The organism is Rhizobium sp. SL42 (genome assembly GCF_021729845.1).
GTDB lineage: Bacteria > Pseudomonadota > Alphaproteobacteria > Rhizobiales > Rhizobiaceae > Allorhizobium.
This window is the reverse complement of record NZ_CP063397.1, coordinates 3,996,893-4,016,773: the sequence shown is the minus strand read 5'-3', so window position 1 is coordinate 4,016,773 and position 19,881 is coordinate 3,996,893. Positions and strand designations below refer to the sequence as shown.

18 protein-coding genes and 1 riboswitch are annotated in these 19,881 nt (G+C 60.9%); of the genes, 16 read left to right on the top strand and 2 right to left on the bottom strand.

The window, feature by feature from the left end:
• Window positions 1-390 precede the first annotated feature (390 nt).
• The 7 genes from IM739_RS18965 to IM739_RS18935 all read left to right on the top strand — a co-directional run bounded on the left by IM739_RS18965 (window position 391) and on the right by IM739_RS18935 (window position 7,911).
• Window positions 391-1,464, top strand: a complete 1,074-nt coding sequence (locus IM739_RS18965; protein WP_237371120.1) for a LacI family DNA-binding transcriptional regulator — start codon at window positions 391-393, stop codon at window positions 1,462-1,464.
• A gap of 4 nt (window positions 1,465-1,468) precedes the next feature.
• Entirely contained in the window at window positions 1,469-2,479 is a 1,011-nt protein-coding gene (locus tag IM739_RS18960; protein WP_442981153.1) for an ABC transporter substrate-binding protein, read from the top strand.
• Between the two features lie 104 nt (window positions 2,480-2,583).
• Complete coding sequence (locus tag IM739_RS18955) at window positions 2,584-3,411, top strand: ABC transporter permease (RefSeq protein WP_237369210.1); 828 nt, start codon at window positions 2,584-2,586, stop codon at window positions 3,409-3,411.
• Window positions 3,408-4,187, top strand: coding sequence for an ABC transporter permease (locus tag IM739_RS18950; RefSeq protein WP_009109987.1), 780 nt, complete (start codon window positions 3,408-3,410; stop codon window positions 4,185-4,187). Before IM739_RS18955 ends, IM739_RS18950 begins: the two co-directional genes overlap by 4 nt.
• Complete coding sequence (locus tag IM739_RS18945) at window positions 4,180-5,205, top strand: ABC transporter ATP-binding protein (protein WP_237369209.1); 1,026 nt, start codon at window positions 4,180-4,182, stop codon at window positions 5,203-5,205. Before IM739_RS18950 ends, IM739_RS18945 begins: the two co-directional genes overlap by 8 nt.
• 1 nt (window position 5,206) lies before the next feature.
• Window positions 5,207-6,130 carry a nucleoside hydrolase gene (locus tag IM739_RS18940; protein WP_237369208.1) on the top strand — a complete coding sequence of 308 codons (924 nt, stop codon included), beginning with the start codon at window positions 5,207-5,209 and terminating at the stop codon, window positions 6,128-6,130.
• Window positions 6,127-7,911, top strand: a complete 1,785-nt coding sequence (locus IM739_RS18935; protein WP_237369207.1) for an adenine deaminase — start codon at window positions 6,127-6,129, stop codon at window positions 7,909-7,911. Before IM739_RS18940 ends, IM739_RS18935 begins: the two co-directional genes overlap by 4 nt.
• Here the strand turns inward: IM739_RS18935 and IM739_RS18930 are convergent.
• Window positions 7,908-9,080 carry a M20 aminoacylase family protein gene (locus IM739_RS18930; RefSeq protein WP_237369206.1) on the bottom strand — a complete coding sequence of 391 codons (1,173 nt, stop codon included), beginning with the start codon at window positions 9,078-9,080 and terminating at the stop codon, window positions 7,908-7,910. The genes IM739_RS18935 and IM739_RS18930 overlap by 4 nt on opposite strands.
• 170 nt (window positions 9,081-9,250) lie before the next feature.
• Here IM739_RS18930 and IM739_RS18925 point away from each other — a divergent pair, with 170 nt between their 5' ends.
• The 6 genes from IM739_RS18925 (at window position 9,251) to IM739_RS18900 (ending at window position 15,473) form a co-directional block, all read left to right on the top strand.
• On the top strand, window positions 9,251-9,934 hold the full coding sequence (locus tag IM739_RS18925) for a phosphoribosyltransferase (protein WP_237369205.1): 684 nt from the start codon (window positions 9,251-9,253) through the stop codon (window positions 9,932-9,934).
• Between the two features lie 241 nt (window positions 9,935-10,175).
• Entirely contained in the window at window positions 10,176-11,132 is a 957-nt protein-coding gene (gene ytfQ / locus IM739_RS18920) for a galactofuranose ABC transporter, galactofuranose-binding protein YtfQ (protein ID WP_442981152.1), read from the top strand.
• 108 nt (window positions 11,133-11,240) lie between these two features.
• Complete coding sequence (locus IM739_RS18915) at window positions 11,241-12,761, top strand: sugar ABC transporter ATP-binding protein (protein WP_237369203.1); 1,521 nt, start codon at window positions 11,241-11,243, stop codon at window positions 12,759-12,761.
• Entirely contained in the window at window positions 12,758-13,765 is a 1,008-nt protein-coding gene (locus IM739_RS18910) for an ABC transporter permease (protein ID WP_237369202.1), read from the top strand. Before IM739_RS18915 ends, IM739_RS18910 begins: the two co-directional genes overlap by 4 nt.
• A complete protein-coding gene (yjfF, locus tag IM739_RS18905) occupies window positions 13,762-14,742 on the top strand; it encodes a galactofuranose ABC transporter, permease protein YjfF (protein WP_237369201.1) in 981 nt (326 codons plus the stop codon). The genes IM739_RS18910 and yjfF overlap by 4 nt, the downstream gene beginning before the upstream one ends.
• The gene (locus IM739_RS18900) at window positions 14,739-15,473 is read left to right on the top strand and encodes a FadR/GntR family transcriptional regulator (protein WP_237369200.1); all 735 of its coding nucleotides are present in this window, start codon (window positions 14,739-14,741) and stop codon (window positions 15,471-15,473) included. Before yjfF ends, IM739_RS18900 begins: the two co-directional genes overlap by 4 nt.
• 23 nt (window positions 15,474-15,496) lie before the next feature.
• Here IM739_RS18900 and IM739_RS18895 read toward each other — a convergent pair whose 3' ends face one another.
• Window positions 15,497-16,645: a MalY/PatB family protein gene (locus IM739_RS18895; protein WP_237369199.1), complete on the bottom strand. Its 1,149-nt coding sequence runs from the start codon at window positions 16,643-16,645 to the stop codon at window positions 15,497-15,499.
• 290 nt (window positions 16,646-16,935) lie between these two features.
• Window positions 16,936-17,043: riboswitch (guanidine-I (ykkC/yxkD leader) on the top strand.
• 72 nt (window positions 17,044-17,115) lie between these two features.
• Here IM739_RS18895 and IM739_RS18890 point away from each other — a divergent pair.
• From IM739_RS18890 to IM739_RS18880, 3 genes are all read left to right on the top strand, one after another.
• Window positions 17,116-18,189 carry a putative urea ABC transporter substrate-binding protein gene (locus tag IM739_RS18890; RefSeq protein ID WP_237369198.1) on the top strand — a complete coding sequence of 358 codons (1,074 nt, stop codon included), beginning with the start codon at window positions 17,116-17,118 and terminating at the stop codon, window positions 18,187-18,189.
• Window positions 18,190-18,252: 63 nt separating this feature from the next.
• Window positions 18,253-19,071: an ABC transporter permease gene (locus tag IM739_RS18885; protein WP_237369197.1), complete on the top strand. Its 819-nt coding sequence runs from the start codon at window positions 18,253-18,255 to the stop codon at window positions 19,069-19,071.
• A complete protein-coding gene (locus IM739_RS18880) occupies window positions 19,068-19,856 on the top strand; it encodes an ABC transporter ATP-binding protein (protein WP_237369196.1) in 789 nt (262 codons plus the stop codon). Before IM739_RS18885 ends, IM739_RS18880 begins: the two co-directional genes overlap by 4 nt.
• The last annotated feature ends 25 nt before the right edge of the window (window positions 19,857-19,881 follow it).

The window sequence follows — 19,881 nt, the reverse complement described above, 5'->3', positions numbered from 1 at the left end:
ATTTCTCAGTTGGCATTGATTTATCCATATGTAATTATTTGGCTTTATCCATCGTTGAGAAAATTCCCCAGTGATTTTTTGGTCGCGTGCTGCTGAAAAGTGCAATCGGCTGGCGTAATTTCAGGCACCCTCAGTCACCTCATTTATGAGGTGGCGTTTTGCCGATCATGTTTCCTTTTGTTGCAATCAAAGCATGTAAAACAGCCCAAAAAAAATCCGCTGCGGCACATACAATCCATGCGTCGTTGTGGCCATCGCAGGTTGCGCCTCCTGTTGGGCTAAATTGCAATGGTACTCATTCCAGCTCTCCAAATCTAAACGTGGACAAGGCAGATCATCTGGGTTAAGCTGATTAAACGTTTAATCACGCTGCTGGACACTCTCTTGGCCATAGCCCGTCCCGGATCGAGCCTTGCGCATATCGCCGAAGCCCTCGGCGTGTCTGTGGCGACGGTATCCAATGCACTGTCGGGCAAGGGCCGGGTGTCTCCCGAATTGATTACGCGTGTGCGCACCAAGGCGGCGGAGCTTGGCTATGTGCCGAGCCAGGCGGGCAGGGCGCTTCGAACCGGCCGCACGGGTGTGCTCGGTCTCGTGTTGCCGGATATTGCCAACCCACTGTTTCCGCAGATCGCCCAGGCGATCGATTTCGCAGCGAGCGAGGCCGGTTACGGGGTGCTCATCGCCGATTCCCGCGGGGACGTCGCGATGCAGACCGAAGCGATCAACCGGCTGATTGAGCGCGGCGTTGACGGCATCGTCATCGTGCCGCGGCGCGGAACGCGCATTGCCGATGTCGGCTGCCCTGTCGCGGTCATCGACAGTCCGTCGACGCCGGGCAATACCGTGTCGGCGGATCACTGGCAGGGCGGGCAGATCCTGATCGATCATCTGGTCGCACTTGGGCACCGCAAATTCCTGCTGATCGGCAACAACCCGGCCTCGATTGTGCAGAGCGACCGGATCGGCGGGATGAAATCCCGCCTTCCTGTCGGCGGCAGCGCCGAGGTGATCTGGATCGAGACACTCGAAGAGAAAAACGGCAAGGGCTGTACGCTCGGGCTCGCCGACAAGGTCGCCAACGGCCTGACCGCCATTGCGGCCGTCTCGGACCTGCATGCCCTGCGCGCACTTACTGAATTGCAGCGGGCCGGCGTCAAGGTGCCCGAGGATGTCAGTGTTGCGGGCTTCGATGATCTGGTCTGGTCGTCCGTTGTGACGCCGAGCCTGACAAGCATTCGCATGGACATGGCGACAATCGCAGACATAGCCGTCGGAGCACTTGCCCGCGCCATTCTGGGCGAGCCGACAACCACTTCCAGCCCCGATACCACGAACGGCAGCGTGGTTTCGGCGGATATCAAGAAAGTGCCGATGCAATTGGTCATGCGACAGACGACCGCTCCGGTGGAGGCGCGTGTTGCATCATCATCCCCCCAGAAGGAGAACACAGGTGATCAATAAGACAATGCTGGCATCGGCAACTGCGCTGATGCTGACCATGGGCGCTGCCCAGGCTCAGGAAAAGACACTGACGATTTCCGTCTACGCCCTGGCGCAGGACGAATTCAAGGCGATCGTCTACGATCCGTTCGAAGCCAAATGCGGCTGCAAGCTGGTGGTCGAGACCGGCAACAGCGTCGAACGTCTGGCCAAGATGGAAGCCAACAAGGACAATCCGGTCGTCGACATGGCTGTCGTCTCGATGGCGGATGCCTTGTCTGCCACGCGCAAGGATCTGATCGAAAAGATCGATACGTCGAAGCTTTCCAACTACGGCAAGCTCTACGACATCGCCAAGGATCCGAACGGTGACGGCATGAGCGTCGGCTACACCTTCTATGCCACCTCCATCGTCTACCGTACCGACAAGATGAAGATCGAGAGCTGGGCCGACCTGCTGAAGCCGGAAAATGTCGGCCATGTCGCCTTCCCGAACGTCACCACCAATCAGGGTCCGCCGTCGCTGTTCATGCTCGGCAAAGCTCTCGGCAATGACGCTGCCGATCTCAAGACACCGATTGCCGCCGTTGGCGAAAAGAAGGACGAACTGGTCACCTTCTACGTTAAGTCGTCGCAGCTGGTGCAGCTGATGCAGCAGGAGGAAATCTGGGCGGCACCGATCGGCCGCTTCACCTGGGCTCCCTTCAACAAGCTGGATCTGCCGCTCGCCTGGGCGACACCAAAGGAAGGCCAGACCGGCGGCATGAACGTCATGGTGCTTGCCAAGGGCTCGAAAAACCAGGACCTGGCGCTTGAATTCATGGATTTCTGGCTCTCGACCGAAATCCAGACAAAACTCGCCGAACAGCTGGTCGACAGCCCGGCCAATGCTGACGTCAAGGTTTCTGACGAGATCGCCGAGAACCTGACCTATGGGCAGGAAACGGCCAAGAGCCTGACGCTCATTCCGTCGGCTGCTGCCCTCGACAACCGGGATGCCTGGCTTTCGGAATGGAATGCCAAGGTCGGACAGTAAGATCCGACCCCTATGAATGCCTCCCAAGGCAAGGGGTGCGGTGGAGGAGCTTCGGCTCGCCATCGCATCCCGCTTGATCCTCCTTAGCGCTGAAAGCCTCGTCTATGTTTCAGAACCGAATGGAAGCCCTGGCGCTTGCTCTGCCCGCCGCGATCTTTGCGGCGGTGGTTTTCCTGATGCCGGTCGTGCTGCTTTTGGCGGAAGGGTTTCGCAACACCGATGGCTGGACCCTTTCGGCCTTTACCGGTTTCTTCTCCGAGCCGCTCAATCGCACCGTTTTCCTCCGGACATTGCGTCTTGGTGCCATCTTGACCGTGGTTTCGGCGGTGATCGGCTACGCGGCAGCCTATGCCATCGTCAGTCTACCGCCTGAAGGCAAAGGCTGGATGGTCGGGCTCGTGGTTCTCCCATTGATGATTTCGCCGGTGGCGCGCACCTATGCCTGGATCGTCATCTTGGGCCGTACCGGCATCGTCAACGAGTTCATTACCGGGCTTGGCCTGTCCGACACGCCGATCCGGCTGCTGTTTACCGAGACGGCCGTGTTCATTGGCCTGCTGCAGCTTTTCCTGCCGCTGATGATCCTGTCGCTGGTCAGCGCGCTCGAAAACATGCCACGCGACGCGGTGCCTGCAGCGCGCGTACTCGGCGCAAACTGGTTCCAGGTGTTCTGGAAGATCATCCTGCCGCTGACGAAGGAAGGTCTTGTCATCGGTGGAACCCTCGTCTTCACCGGTTCGATGACCGCCTATATCACGCCCGCAATCTTGGGCGGCTCCAAGGTTCTCATGCTTGAAACTCTGCTTTACCAACGCGTGACGGTCGCCAACGACTTCGTGGCCGCCAGCGTCATCGCCTTTATCCTCATCGTCATGAGCTTTGCTGCGAACCTGTTGCTCAAGCGCTTGGCCACAGCAAGGAACCGCGCATGACCCAGCGTCTTTTCACCTGGGTTACGCTTGGCCTGCTGATGATCTTCCTGATCGGGCCGTTCCTGATCATCGTTGCCGCATCCTTTTCCGCCGGCGATACGCTCGCCTTTCCGCCGCAGGGCTTCTCGCTCAAGTGGATCGCGAAGGTCTTCACGGTCGAGAGTTTCCGCGAGAGCTTCGTCACCTCGATGTTCCTGGCGATCGGCGGCACCGGTGCCGCCCTGATCCTCGGCATTCCGGCGGCCTATGCGATGTCGCGATACCAGTTGCCGTTTTCCGAAACGGTGAAAACCGTGGTGTCCGCGCCGATCATCGTACCCGGCATCATCGTCGGGCTTGCACTGCTGCGCTACTTCGTCGTGCCGTTCCAGATCAACATCACACTGGCACTGTTTCTCGCGCACACGGCGCTGGTTCTCCCCTATGCCGTGCGTGTGGTCTCGGCCAGCCTGAACAATCTGCGCTCCGATATCGAGGAGGCGGCCGTCCTGCTTGGCTCGACACGGCTCGGCGCTTTCTTCCGCGTCGTCATGCCCAATATTCGTGGCGGCATTCTTTCGGCCTTCATCCTCGGTTTCGTCACCAGCTTCAATCAGGTGCCGGTCTCGCTGTTCCTGTCTGGACCCGGCGTGCGCACCCTGCCGATCGACATGCTCGGCTACATGGAAATCGTCTTCGACCCATCCATCGCAGCGCTCTCGTCGCTGCTTGCCTTCCTCTCCATCGGCATCGTTTTCCTCGCCGAGCGTTTTCTGGGGTTCTCCCGCTATGTCTGACCAAGATTTTCTGACACTCGACAAGCTGACACTGCGTTACGGCAAGACGCCTGCGGTCAAGGATCTCGACCTCACTATCCGCAAGGGTGAGCTGCTGGCGCTGCTGGGGCCATCCGGGTGCGGCAAGACGACGACGATGCGGTCCATCGCCGGGCTGCTCAACCCGAGTGGCGGGCGTATCGTGCTGGATGGCGTCGACATAACGCGGGTTGCGGCGAACAAGCGTGCCGTCGGGCTGGTGTTCCAATCCTATGCGCTGTTCCCTCATTTGACCGTGTTCGAGAATGTCGCCTTCGGTCTCAAATTGAAAGGCATGCGCGGTGTCGAGTTGGAAGACAAGGTGCGCGGCGGCCTGAAATCAGTGGGGCTGGCCGAATTCGCTGGCCGTAAACCGCCGGAACTCTCCGGTGGCCAGCAACAGCGCGTGGCATTGGCGCGTTCGATGGTCATGGAGCCGAAAGTTCTGCTGCTCGACGAACCGCTCTCCAACCTTGATGCGCGGCTTCGGCTCGAAATGCGTACCGAATTGCAGCGCGTGCAGCGCGAGACCGGTGTGACGATGATCTTCGTCACTCATGACCAGGTCGAGGCGCTGGCTCTGGCTGACCGGATCGTGGTTATGAAGAACGGCGCGATCGAGCAGATCGGCACGCCGGAGGAGATCTACAATGCGCCGGTTTCGCGGTTCGTCGCGGACTTTGTCGGCTTCGAGAATATTTTCGAACTTCGCGACGGCAAGCTGATGGTGGGCGACAAGGAAATTTCCCTTGGCGCCGGGGTTCCGGATGCTGCCGGTCTCGCCTGGCGACCGGGGGCGGTCCCGCTTGGCGGAGGACCGTTCACGGGGACAATCCGGGGAACCTCCTTTGCCGGCAGCAGCCGGGAATATGTGCTCGAAACGGCGATCGGATGGATCAAGGCGGAGACCGATGCCGAACGCCAGGCTATCCTGCCGGGACAGGACATCGCCTTCGATCTGCCGGTCGACAAGGCTGCCCGGCTCGAGCGGTTTGCCTGACATGGGAATCTGGATCGATACCGATATGGGCTTCGACGACATCGCCGCCATCTTGACGGTGGCGCGGTCGGGGCTGGAAATCGACGGGACTTCGCTGGTATTCGGCAACACGCCGATGGATCAGGTTCGTCGAAATGCAGCGGCTGCACGTGCGGTGTTCGGCTGGCAGTATCCGGTTTCGATCGGTCGCGACCGCCCGGTAATCGGCCCCATCGAGACCGCGCAGGCGATCCTTGGCGATACCGGCATCCCGACTCTTGGGCTGGCGCTGCCGGTGATGGAGCCGGTGCAGGGAGAACGGGCATTCGATGCTCTGGTGCGCTGGCTTGAGGCGAGAGACGAACCGCGCCGGATCCTGGCGCTTGGACCGCTGAGCAACATCGCGGCGCTCGTTCTTGCCCGGCCCGATCTTGTCGAGAAGATTGGCGACCTGACCTGGATGGGCGGCGGTGCCACCCGTGGCAACCACACGGCGTCCGCTGAATTCAATGCCCTTGCCGATCCCGAGGCGGTGGCCATCGTTCTTGCACACGGTGTGTCGCTGAACGTGATTGATCTCGATTTTTGTCGTCAGATCCTGAGCTTGCCCGAAGAGGCTGATCATCTTCGTGGGTTCGGGGGTCGCAATGCGCCGCTGCTGGCGGACCTGTTCGGTGGCTTTGTCGCCATCGCAACAAGCAGAGGCCGAAAGGCCATGGCGCTTTACGACCCTGCGGCAGCGGCCGCGTTTGTCCACCCGGATCTTGTGACATGGCAGCCTGTCGGCTTGCAGATGGAGCTTGCCGGGACGGTGACGCGCGGCCGCACAGTCGTCGAACACCGGGCCAGCCACGCGACCTTCAATGCACGGCTGGCGATTGACAGCGACCGTGACCGGTTGAAGTCTGTCATTCTCGACGCCCTTGCCTTCGAGGCTTCCCGATGACCGCTTCCCGGCTTGAACCGGCTGATCTCGCCAGTTCCGCGTTGCGCAGCCGTGGTGTTGCTGCTGCGCGGGGCGATACTGCATTCGATCGCCTGATCACCGGCGGCACCGTCGTTGATATGGTCACCGGCGAACGGCGCTTGGCCGATGTCGGACTGGTCGGTCCCCTGATCGCCAGCGTGCACGCGCCGGGCACGCGCACCGATGCCGCCGAGGTTATCGATGCATCCGGGCTCTATCTTTCGCCCGGCCTGATCGACATGCACATGCATATCGAAAGTTCGATGGTGACGCCTGCTGTCTATGCGGATGCCGTGGTGCCGCGGGGCGTCACGACCATCGTCTGGGATCCGCATGAGTTCGGCAACGTCCTGGGGATGAAAGGCGTCGAATGGGCACTCGACGCCGCGGTGGATTTGCCACTTCGGGTCGTCATGCTGGCGCCGTCCTGCGTGCCATCGGCGCCTGGACTGGAACTGGGTGGTGCGGACTTCGACGACAAAATCATCGCCGATCTCCTTGCAAATCCGGCTGTCGGTGGCATTGCGGAAATGATGAACATGCGCGGCGTGATCGAAGGCGATGCCCGCATGCATGCCATCGTCCAGGCAGGTCTTGCATCAGGGAAGCCGGTCTTTGGCCATGCCCGCGGTCTGGTCGGGCGCGACCTCAATGCGTTCATGACGGCTGGTGTCAGCTCGGACCATGAACTGACATCGGCCGAGGATCTGCTGGCGAAGCTGCGGGCCGGGCTGGCGATCGAGATGCGGGGGTCGCATGACCATCTGCTGCCGGAATTCGTCCAGGCGTTGAATGCGCTTGGCCATTTGCCACAAACGGTAACGCTTTGCACGGACGACGTCTTTCCTGACGATCTGTCAGCGGGCGGTGGTCTCGATGATGTGGTGCGCCGGTTGGTACGCTACGGTTTGCCGGCGGAATGGGCATTAAGGGCAGCTACGCTCAATGCGGCGCAAAGGCTCGGACGCAGCGATCTTGGTTTGATCGCCGCCGGGCGCCGGGCCGATATCGTGATGTTCGAAGACCTGAAGCAGTTTCAAGCACGACACGTCATCGTCAACGGCGAGCCGGTGGCCCTTGAAGGGCGCTTGATCAAGCAGGCAACAGCGCTGCCGGTTGCGGCGCTGACCAGCACCATGAAGATTGCGCCGCTGGCAGCCGACGACTTCCGGATTGCGTCCACTGCCGGGAAGGTCAAGGTCGCAACCATCGACAGACCCCGGTTTACGCAATGGGGCGAACGCGAAACGGAGGTGCGCGATGGTTTCGTCGTGCCGCCAGACGATGCGACGCTGATTGCCGTTGCCCATCGGCATGGGCTCGCCGACAGCCGGCCGCGCGTCGGTTTTCTCACCGGCTGGGGGCAGTGGCGCGGTGCCTTTGCCACGACCGTTTCGCATGACAGCCACAATCTGACTGTCTTCGGATCCAATCCCGAGGATATGGCAATCGCCGCCAATGCCCTGATCGAGGCTGGCGGCGGCATGGTCGTGGTGTCGCAAAGCGCGATCGATGCGTTGCTGCCGTTACCCTTGGCCGGGCTCGTCTCAGATGCGCCGCTCTCGGACGTGGCACATGAATTCCAGGCCGTGCGGGCCGCCATGGACCGCATTGTCACATGGCAGCCGCCCTATCTCGTCTTCAAGGCCTGTTTTGGGGCGACGCTTGCCTGCAATGTCGGTCCGCACCAGACAGATCGCGGCATTGCCGACGTGCTGACTGGAAGGCTGCTGGAAAGCCCGGTTGTCGAAGAACTCTAGGCGGTGCTCAGCTCCTGCTCGACCAGTGTCGACCAATAGGCGATGCCATAGGGAATGGCATCGTCGTTGAAGTCATAAGCCGTATTGTGGTGCAGGGCGCCATCGACGGCCGGGCCGTTGCCGAGCCAGACATAGCAACCCGGAACTGCCGCACCGAAGAAGGCAAAATCGTCACCCGCGGTCGATGGCGGGAAGGCCGTGCAGGTCTTCTTGCCGAAGACGGATTTTGCAGCATTGAGCGCCCTGACGGTCGCGCCGGCATTGTTGACGACCGGTGGTATGCGGCGCTCGAACTGGTAGTCGGCGGCAATTCCGTACATTTCCGCCGTGCCGCGGGCGAGCCGGCCGATTTCTGTCTCGAGCTGGTCGCGCACCTCGGGCGTGTAGGCGCGGGCGGTGCCGCCAATATCGACCATATCAGGGATGACATTCAATGCTTTCGGATCGCCTGCGCGGATCGAGCAGGCGCTGACAACCGATGGCTGCAGTGGGTCCACCACGCGGCCGGGAATGGTCTGCAGGGCGCTCAGGAACGTGCCCATGGCCGTGATCGGATCACGCCCCAGATGCGGTTTGGCGCCGTGGGTTCCGGTACCGCGAAAGGTGACGCGCCAGCTGTCGGAGGATGCAAGCTGCGGACCTTCAACCACGGCCATCTCGTCGACCGCGAGGCCGGGCATGTTGTGCAGGCCATAGACGGCATCGCAGGGGAAAAGATCGAAAAGACCGTCTTCGACCATGCGTTTCGCGCCGCCGCGGCCCTCTTCGGCCGGCTGGAAGATGAAATGGACGGTACCCGAAAATGTGCGGCTGCGGGCCAGGTAAAGCGCCGCTCCGAGCAACATGGCCGTGTGTCCGTCATGGCCGCATGCATGCATCTTGCCGGGCACTGTCGATTTGTAGGACCGCTCCGCCGTTTCCGGCATGGCGAGCGCATCCATGTCGGCGCGCAGGCCGATACGTCTTGTGCCGTTGCCGATCTGCAGCGAGCCGACCACGCCGGTTTTGCCGAGGCCGCGATGGACGCTGATGCCTGCGCCTTCCAGAGTGCGCGCGACGATGTCGCTGGTGCGATCTTCTTCAAAGCCCAGTTCCGGATGGGCATGCAGATCACGCCTCAGTTCGGTCAGTTGGGCGAGGTCGGCGGTAAATTTCTGATCGAACGACATGAAGCTGGGCATATCCCTTTGAAATGGCGTGGGACGGATGGTTGTGCATCGCTCCAACCTGCATAAAGGAAATGTCCGGAAAGTTGAACGAAAACCGCTCGGCTGACAGGCCAGGTTCACCGTCTTCGACTGATTTTTCGACCGGTGCCAAAAAAAAACGGAGACGATAGATGCAGCCTCATGACTTCTGGCAGGAGATCCTGCCGGCGGGTAGTTTTCCGAGCCACGGTCCCTTCACCGATTTCTTCCCGGCATCGCTCGACGACGGCCGGCAGCTTCGTCTTCCGATCCGAGCGCTGGCCGATGGACGGAATGGGCTTGCGTCACTGATCGTCAATCAGGCGGGGTTTGTCGTTCAGGATATCCTGGCTGCGGCACTGGCGGAGAAGCTGAAGCATCTCAATCCGGACGTGATCGTCGGACTTCCAACCCTGGGTCTGACGCTTGCGGCCGCGGTGGCGCGCGCGCTCGGCCATTCCCGCTATGTGCCGCTCGGTACCTCGCGCAAGTTCTGGTATGTCGATGACCTGTCGGTTTCGCTCACGTCGATCACCACACCCGATCAGGTCAAGCGCCTCTATGTGGACCCTCGCATGCTGCCGCTGATCGACGGCAAACGTGTCGTGCTCGTTGATGACGTCGTCTCAAGCGGCAGCTCGATGCGTGCCGGCATTGAACTCCTGACCGCGTGCGGAGTGCAGCCGGTTGCACTTGGCGTCGCGATGGCCCAGACCTCGCGCTGGCGTGACCAGCTAGCCCTTGCCGGGCGGGATTGGTCGGATGCGGTGGTCAGCGTGTTTCAGACGCCGCGGCTGGTGAGGGGCGATCAGGGCACATGGTTGCTTGATGGCTGACGCTACGTCTTATACGAGAAAATATTGCGCATCGGATGGTCTCGTGTAGACTAACGGCTTGTTGCAGCACAATATTATGCTGCGATGCGGTCTTTGGTTCATCATGTTGCGCTGCAGCGTATTATGCTGCAATGCATATCATATAATAGTACTTTTTCACTTTACAGATGCTTTTGTCTTGCCTAAGCATAATGACAGACACCGTGGAGGCGGTGTCTTTCTCAGGGAGGACATCATGAACATTCTTCGTAAGCTTGCGCTCAGCGCAAGCGTGATTGCACTCGGCTGCACATCAGCCATGGCTGCCGATCTGACCGTCGGTTTTTCCCAGATCGGTTCGGAATCCGGCTGGCGTGCGGCGGAAACGTCGGTAACCAAGCAGGAAGCCGAAAAGCGCGGCATCACGCTGAAATTCGCTGACGCACAGCAGAAGCAGGAAAACCAGATCAAGGCGCTGCGCGGCTTCATTGCCCAGGGTGTTGACGCGATCCTCGTTGCTCCGGTTGTTGCCACCGGCTGGGAAGACGTGCTGACCGAAGCCAAGGAAGCCGAAATTCCGGTCATCCTGCTCGACCGTGGCGTCGATGCGCCGCAGGATCTCTACCTGACATCGGTCGCGTCCGATCAGGTCAAGGAAGGCCGCGTTGCCGGCGAATGGCTGGTCAAGACCGTCGGCGACAAGCCGTGCAAGGTTGTCGAACTTCAGGGCACCGTCGGCTCGACACCGGCGATCAACCGCAAGAAGGGCTTCGAAGAAGCGCTTGCCGGTCATGCCAACATCACCATCGCTCGCAGCCAGACCGGCGACTTTACCCGCGCAAAGGGCAAGGAAGTCATGGAGGGCTTCATCAAGGCTGAAAATGGCGGCAAGGACATCTGCGCCATGTATGCCCACAACGATGACATGGCCGTCGGTGGCATCCAGGCGATCAAGGATGCAGGTCTGAAGCCGGGCACCGATATCCTCGTTGTCTCGATCGATGCCGTTCCGGATATCTTCGCTGCCATGGTTGCCGGCGAAGCCAATGCGACGGTTGAACTGACCCCGAACATGGCCGGTCCCGCCTTCGACGCGCTGGATGCCTTCCTCAAGGATGGCAAGCAGCCTGAGAAGTTCATCATCACGGAATCGAAGCTCTACACGCCTGCAGACAATCCGCAGGGCGAGTACGACAGCCGCAAGGGTCTGGGCTACTAAGCTCCTCCTGGAACGGCCCTGTCTGCCCGAACGGCAGCAGGGCCGTCTCCGCTTTCGCCCGAGTGCAATCGGGGTTAGCCTGCATGCATTCGGGGGTGACGGAATCACATGACAGCAATATCGGGGGTCGTGCTCGAAGCCCAGGGCATCACCAAGACGTTCGGCAATCACACAGCCTTGAGCGGCGTGGATATAGCATTCCACAAAGGCGAAGTTCACGCATTGCTCGGCGAAAACGGCGCAGGCAAGTCCACGCTGATCAAGATTTTGACAGGGGCCTATATCCCGGATTCCGGCATCATCAGCGTGGATGACGAAACCGTGAGTTTTTCGACGCCGCAGCAGGCGCAGGTGCTGGGCATCGGCACGGTTTACCAGGAGGTCAACCTGCTGCCGAACATGACGGTGGTCGACAATCTCTTCATCGGTCGCCAGCCGCGGCGGTTCGGCATGGTGGATCGACGCCGGATGGAGCGTGATGCGCGCGAGATTCTGGCGACCTATGGCCTCGATATCGACGTGCGGGCAGAACTTTCGACCTTCTCGGTCGCCATCCAGCAGATCATCGCGATTGCCCGTGCCGTTGAACTTTCCGGCAAGGTGCTGATCCTCGATGAGCCCACGGCGAGCCTTGACCGGTCCGAGGTGGAAAAGCTCTTCAGCATCATCCGGCAACTGCGCGATCGCGGGCTCGCCATCGTTTTCATCACTCACTTTCTCGATCAGGTCTTCGAGCTTTCCGACCGCGTGACTGTCTTGCGCAACGGTCGCCTGATTGGCACGGAATCGATCAAGTCGCTCGACCGCGCCAGCCTGGTGCGGATGATGCTGGGCAAGGATCTCGCCTTCCATCATGCCGAGCTTCTCGGCGAAGAGGCGGCAGCCGGCGAAACGCTGATGACCTTCGAAAACTTCGGTCTCGCCGGCAAGGTGCAGCCATTCGATCTCAAGATCCACCGGGGCGAAGTCGTCGGTGTCGCGGGGCTGCTCGGTTCCGGTCGAACCGAAATGGCGCGGCTCATGTTCGGTATCGACCATGCCGATAGCGGCGTGCTGCATATCGACGGCAAGTCGCGGCAGGTGAGAAATCCGCGTGAAGCAGTCGAACTCGGCTTTGGCTTCTGCCCGGAGGATCGCAAGATCGACGGTATCTTCGGTGAACTGTCGGTGCGCGAAAACATCGTCATCGCCATGCAGGCCCGTCTCGGCTGGTTCCGCGCACTGAACCATGACGAGCAGATCGAGATCGCCGGAAACTTCATCGAAGCGCTCGATATCCGGACAGCCTCTGCCGAACTGCCGGTCAAACTCCTGTCGGGCGGCAACCAGCAGAAGGTGATCCTTGCCCGCTGGCTGGCGACCGATCCGCGTTTCCTGATCCTCGACGAGCCGACGCGTGGCATCGATGTCGGTGCCCATGCCGAAATCGTCCGCATGATCACCCGCCTGCGAGAGGACGGTCTGGCGCTCGTCGTCATCTCGTCCGAGCTCGACGAAATCGTCAGCTATTCCTCGCGCGTGGTTGTGATGCGCGACCGCAAGATGGTCGCCGAGCTGCATGGCGCCGACATTACTCCTGGCGTGATCGTCCAGACAATTGCCGCCCAGCCGGCGGAGGCCGAGGCATGAAAAGACTGCAATTTTCCCGTATCATTTCGCCACAGCTGCTGGCGCTTGCCGGTGTGCTGCTGTTCAACTGGATCGTCTTTCCGGGTTTCTTCGACATCACCTGGAAGGATGGCCGCCTGTTCGGCAGCATGATCGACGTGATCAATCGCGGGGCTCCGGTCGCGATCCTTGCGATCGGCATGACGGCGATCATCGCAACGAAGGGTGTCGATCTTTCCGTCGGCGCGGTCATGGCCGTGGCCGGTGCGGTGGCCGCGACCTTTGCTGTTGCCGGGCAACCGCTTATCGTCATCCTCGCGGCGGCACTTGCCTGCGGCATTGTCTGCGGCTTGTGGAACGGCGCGCTCGTCGCCTATCTCGGTATCCAGCCCTTTGTCGCGACGCTGGTGCTGATGGTCGCCGGTCGCGGGGTCGCCCAGCTGATCACCGAGGGTTCGATCGTCACCTTCTCCGATCCGGCTCTGATCTTTGTCGGCACGGGATCGGTGCTCGGGCTGCCGATGCCGGCGGTCATTGCGATCCTCCTTATGATCACCGCGCATATTGTCATGCGCCGCACGGCGATCGGACTCTTCATCGAGGCGATCGGCACCAATCTGTCTGCCGCCAACTATACCGGCCTGCGCAGCCAGATGCTGATTCTTTCTATCTACGCCTTCGGCGGCTTCTGCGCGGCGATCGCCGGCGTGATCGCGGCTGCCGACATCCGCGGCGCCGATGCCAACAATGCCGGGCTCTGGCTTGAGCTCGACGCGATCCTCGCTGTGGTCATCGGCGGCACCTCGCTGCTCGGCGGACGCTTCTCGATCCCCATGTCGGTGCTCGGGGCAGTGATCATCCAGGCCATGAATACCGGGGTTCTCGTCTCCGGCTTCCCGCCCGAGTTCAACCTCATCGTCAAGGCCGGCATGATCATCATCATTCTCGTCCTGCAGTCGGCGCGCATCGCCCAGGCCCTCGGTCGCAAGTTCGGCCCCAGACAGACTTCGGAACAGACACGATGAACCCGCGCTATCGCCCGCTCGCCGCCACCACCCTGATCTTCATCATCGCCTATGCGCTGTGCATCTTCCAGTATCCGGGCATGTGGTCGACCCGGGTATTCGGCAATTTCCTCACCGACAATGCCTTTCTCGGCATTGCTGCCGTCGGCGCCACTTTCGTCATCCTTTCGGGTGGTATCGACCTGTCGGTCGGCGCGATCATTGGCTTGACCGGTGTGGTTACGGCCATCCTGATTTCCTGGCTCGGCCTGCATCCGCTGCTGGTCTTTGCGATCGTACTCGGCCTGGCAGCGTCGTTCGGTGCGGGTATGGGAGCCGTCATCCATTTTCTGCAGGTGCCGCCGTTTATCGTGACGCTCGCCGGCATGTTCCTGGCGCGTGGCCTTGCCTCGGTGTTGACCCAGGACTCGATCCCGATCGACCATGAGTTCTACCGGACAATCTCGACGCTCTACCTCAAGCTTCCGGGCGGCGGACGGCTGAGTTTCATCGGCATGTTGATGCTGGCGACATTCGTGATCTGCGGCCTGATCGCGCACAAGACACGCTTCGGCTCCTATGTCTATGCGATCGGGGGCAATGCAACGTCTGCATCGCTGATGGGTGTTCCGACCGGGCGCGTGACTATCGGTATCTATGCACTGTCGTCATTCCTCGGTGGCCTTGCGGGCATCGTCTATTCACTCTACACCTCGGCAGGCTATCCCCTGGCTGCTGTCGGTATCGAACTTGACTCGATCGCGGCCGTGGTGATAGGCGGAACCCTGTTGACGGGCGGTTACGGGTTCATTTTCGGAACCCTGATCGGGGTCATGCTGCAGGGCCTTGTCCAGACCTATATCGTCTTTGACGGCACGCTCTCCAGTTGGTGGACCAAAATTGCCATCGGGTTCCTGCTGTTCATGTTCATCCTGCTTCAAAAGCTTGTCTTCAACGCGCAATCTGGACGTTCGCGATTGAAGAAAGGCCCCGCATGAGTGAGCCGGGGAGCCTTCTTCGCTCCCTGTCCGGGCGGTCGACGGCACGAAATTTCCATTCACATGTGATCAATGAAATCGGCGCCGGCGTCATCTCCGGTCGCTATCCGATCGGCTCCGTGCTGCCCAATGATGCCGAACTGATGGCTGATTTCGAGGTTTCCCGCACCGTCCTGCGCGAGGCCTTGAAAACGCTCGAGGCCAAGGGGCTCCTGGAGGCGCGCCCCAAGGTCGGGACCAAGGTTTCCCAGAGGAACCGGTGGAACCTGTACGATCCCCAGGTACTGGCCTGGCATCTCGATGCACCGGCGGACGAGGAATTTCTGACCGGCATGCAGGAGGTTCGCCGGGCGCTGGAGCCCCTGGCCGCGGGGCAGGCCGCAAAGCGCCGTTCAGCCGACCAGATCCGCCTGATGCTCTACTGGATTCGGCAGATGGAGACCTCGCTTTCCTCCGCGCAGAATTTTGTCCTGGCCGATTTCGAGCTCCACCGGATCATCGCGGACGCCGCCCATAATCCTTTTTTGCGAGCGCTCTACGGCGTGATCGAACTGTCGCACGCCTTCGCTTATCAGCGGCTGGTGCTGCAGCCGGATGAAGAGGCGCTTCTGCCGTTTCTCGACAAGCACCGCGCACTGGTCACGCGCATCGAGTATGGCGACGAGGCGGGTGCCCGTGAGGCCATGCTCGATACGATCGCGCATGATTGCGCCAAGGCGCTGCTCCGGTAAAGACGCGGCAGAAAGGCTGCGGTTCAGCCCTTCAGTGCCGTTTCCATTCGGTCAAGTCCCTCGGTGATCAGCGAACGCGGGCAGCCGAAATTGATGCGCAGATGGTGGGCGTAGTCCGCTCCGAAATCCGAGCCGGCGCTGAACGCCACCTTGCCCCTGTCGAGGAAGAAGCGCTGCGGTGCGTCCGGCAGATTGAGGGCTGAGCAGTCGAGCCAGGCGAGATAGGTGCTTTCGGCAGCAATCATGCGGATCTTGGGAAAACGGCGAGCGATCTCGACCTGCAGATAGTCGCGGTTGCCTTCGAGATAGGTGAGCAGTTGCCGGCGCCATTCGCCAGCGCTCTCGTAAGCTGACAATGTTGCTTGCAGACCGAAAACGTTGACGCTGTCGACTAGGCCGCTGCGGGCAGCGTTGACCCGCTGACGAAGAGCGGGGTTCTGGATGATGGCGAAGGACGTCTTGAGGCCGGCAATGTTGTAGGTCTTGCTGGCCGACATCAGGGTCACCGTCCGCTGGGCAATCTCCGGTGACAAGGACGCGATCGGAATGTGCTTGCGGCCGTCGAAGACAAGCTCGCAGTGGATCTCGTCTGAAATCAGCAGCAGGTCGTGGCGAATGCAGGCATCGGCGATCAGGTCCAGTTCCATTGCGGTGAAGACCTTGCCGGTGGGATTGTGCGGATTGCAGAACAGGAAGGCTTTCGAACGGGCAAAGTCCGCTTCAAGCGCTTCTTCATCGATGACATAACCCGCCTGGCTCGGCATCAGAGGAGCCTCGACGGGTGTCAGGCCCCAGTGCTTGTGCGCGGTCAGGATCGGATTGTAGATCGGCGTCTGGATCAGCAGCCCGTCGCCGGCGTGAAGCTCCGAATTCAGGGCCATGTTGAAGCCCGCTTCGACGCCGGGTAGAAAGATGATGTCGTCGGCCGAAATCTGCCAGCCGTATTTTTCGGCCATATCGGTGACGATCCGGGAACGAACCTCGTCCTGCGGCAAGCAGTAGCCAAAGAACGGATGGTCCATCCGCTTTTTCATCGCATCGATCACCGGTGCCGGCGCGGCGAAGTCCATGTCGGCAATCCACATCGGCAGGATGTCGTCGCCGTAGAGAGCCCACTTCTTGCTGCCTGTGTTCTTGCGGTCGTGGACGGTGTCAAAGTCGAAGCTGGTCATGCGCGCGGAAATCCCGGGTGTCGATTGTGAGAAGGGCCGGGCAATCGCTAGCACAAGTCATTTTCGCGCGGGCAGGAAAATTGTCCCCATGACAGGCCGGGACTGGTAATGAGCCGCCATGACGGGCTCTGCCATGATGCAGCCCATACATGTGAGCCTAAAAATTGGGCGCAGTTTGCCGAGTTCATCCAAAATGTATGCACATTGAAATTTGCAAAGCATTGAAGGCTCGTGGTCTGCTTGTTTTCATGTGGTTTTTTAAGATGGCACGCGCCTTGCTTCGTTATGCGTGAGTTGGTGGCTAGGGTTCCGGTGCGGGTGCGCATGCTGGTCCGAGAGCTGCCACCGGCAGGGGAGACATCCTGCCGGATGCACGGCGGGACAAAAGCCCGGGAGACCTCGTTAGCCAAGGGATTGGCGGCGCTGGTCTATGCCGATCCCATTTTGGACAAAGCAAAAGGGGAATTTCAATGCAGACTTTTTCGAAGCTTCTTTCCATCACCGCGTTGACAGCAGCGATTACGCTGTCCGGTCTTGGTCCGGCCCATGCCGAAGCGAAGAAGGATTTCAAGGTTGCCTGGTCGATCTATGTCGGCTGGATGCCGTGGGGCTATGCCAACGACAAGGGCATCGTGAAGAAATGGGCCGACAAATACGGCATCAATATCGAGGTGACGCAGTTCAACGACTATGTCGAGTCGATGAACCAGTATACCGCCGGTGCCTTCGATGCCGTGACGCTGACCAATATGGACGGACTGTCCATCCCGGCGGCGGGTGGCGTCGATACGACCGCCGTGATCGTCGGAGACTTTTCCAGCGGCAATGACGCGGTCATTCTAAAGGGCAAGGACAAGCTCGAGGATATCAAGGGCTCGAACGTCAATCTGGTCGAATTCTCCGTATCGCATTACCTGCTGGCGCGTGCCCTTGAAAGCATCGGTTCTTCGGAACGAGACGTGAAAGTGGTCAATACGTCCGACGCGGACATGGTCGGCGCCTACAAGGCCGATGATGTCACCGCTGTCGTGACCTGGAACCCGCTGGTCGCCAGCATCATGGAAGAACCCTCGGCCAAGAAGGTCTTCGACAGCTCGCAGATTCCTGGCGAAATCATCGACCTGATGGTCGCCAATTCCGATGTGCTCAAGGACAATCCCGATTTCGGCAAGGCGCTGGCCGGTATCTGGTATGACACGATGGCGGTGATGACGGCCGATACCGCCGAGGGCAAGGCTGCGCGCGAGGCGATGGGCGTAGCGTCCGGTACGGACCTTGCGGGTTTCGAAGCCCAGATGGCAGCGACCAAACTGTTCGACAAGGCATCCGATGCCGTTGCCTTCACCGCATCGCCGGACCTGCCGAAGACCATGGATCTCGTGCGCGCCTTCCTGTTCGAAAAGGGGCTTCTCGGCAGCGGCGCGGCTTCGGCCGACGTGATCGGCATCGAGATGCCGGACGGCTCCGTCCTCGGCGACAAGGGCAACGTCAAGTTCCGCTTCACCACCAGCTACATGGATGCCGTGGCCAAGGGAACGCTCTGAGCCGGAGCGTGCCGGGTCCCATGGGCCCGGCTCCCCCTGCTGTCATCGACGGAGGATGTCCCGATGCGCTGGATCAATGCACGGCCGAGCAATGGCGCCCGCCTGGCGCTGGCGCTCTCGCCTTTCGCCCTGGTGCTGGTCGCCTATGCGATGGGCTCGGCGGCGCGACTGACCGAGAATGCCAATGACAAGCTTCTGCCGGGTTTTGCCGGCTTTGCCGAGGCGATCAACCGGCTGGCCTTCGTCGCTGATGGTCGTACCGGCGAGTATATCCTGTGGGCCGATACGCTCGCCAGTTTGACCCGTCTCTTCGCCGGTCTTGGGATCTCGACCGCGATCGCGCTCGCGGCCGGCATGCTGATCGGCATGCTGCCCTATGTTCGCTCGTTGCTGGCGCCTTTCGTTGCGGCCATTTCCATGGTTCCGCCGCTGGCGCTTCTGCCGATCCTTTTCATCATCGCAGGTCTCGGCGAGACCTCGAAGATTGCGCTCATCGTCATCGGCGTGGCACCGATCATGATCCGTGACCTTGCGCTGAAGGCCATGGAACTGCCGCGCGAGCAGATCATCAAGGCCGAGACGCTGGGCGGCAATTCCTGGCAGATCGGCTTGCGGGTCGTGCTGCCGCAGGTCCTGCCGCGGCTGATCACCTGCCTCAGGCTGCAGTTGGGTCCGGCCTGGCTGTTCCTGATCGCGGCCGAGGCGATTTCGTCCGACAGTGGTCTTGGTTATCGCATCTTTCTGGTGCGGCGCTACCTCGCGATGGATGTGATCTTTCCCTATGTGCTTTGGATCACGCTGCTTGCTGTCCTGACCGACTACCTGCTCGACCGGCTGCGGATCGCCGTCTTCCCCTGGTCGGAATTGGAGAAGCAGGCATGAGCGCGCTCAGCATCAAGGATGTCTGGAAGGAATATGGCGACCAGATCGTGCTGGAAAACGTGTCGATCGACATCGCATCCCGGGCCTTCGTGGCGCTGGTCGGTCCTTCCGGCTGTGGCAAGACCACGTTTCTGCGCATGCTGCTCGGCCAGGAGCGGCCTACCCGCGGCACAATCCTTCTCGACGGCGAACCCCTGCCGGCGGAGCCGGGGCCGGATCGCGGTGTCGTCTTCCAGCGCTATTCGGTGTTTCCGCATCTGACCGTGCTCGGCAATGTATTGCTCGGCAAGGAGCTTCGGGCGGCGCGCCTGAGCGCCAGGCTGTTCGGCGCGGCGCGGCGGCAGGCGGTCGACGAGGCGCGAACGATGATTGCCGCAGTCGGTCTTTCTGGATCCGAGGACAAGTATCCGGCCCAGCTGTCCGGCGGCATGCAGCAAAGGCTCGCCCTTGCCCAGGCGCTGGTCATGCAGCCCAAGGTCCTGCTGCTCGACGAGCCCTTCGGTGCGCTGGATCCGGGCATCCGGGCCGAGATCCATGTGCTGATGAAGCGCCTCTGGCATGAGGCGCCGATGACGGTGGTCATGGTCACCCATGACATGCGCGAGGCCTTCACGCTGGCGACCCGCGTGGTTGCCTTCGAACGGCCGCGCGACCGGCCGGAGGAAAAGCTGCGTTACGGCGCCACCATCACCAAGGACATTGCCATCTGGCCACCCCGCAAGGCGGGCGAGGCCTCCCTCATTCGACCCGACCGGGACGGCCCGGTTCCTAGCCAAGGTCACTAGCCGGGACGACCCGGCCTTCCGCTGA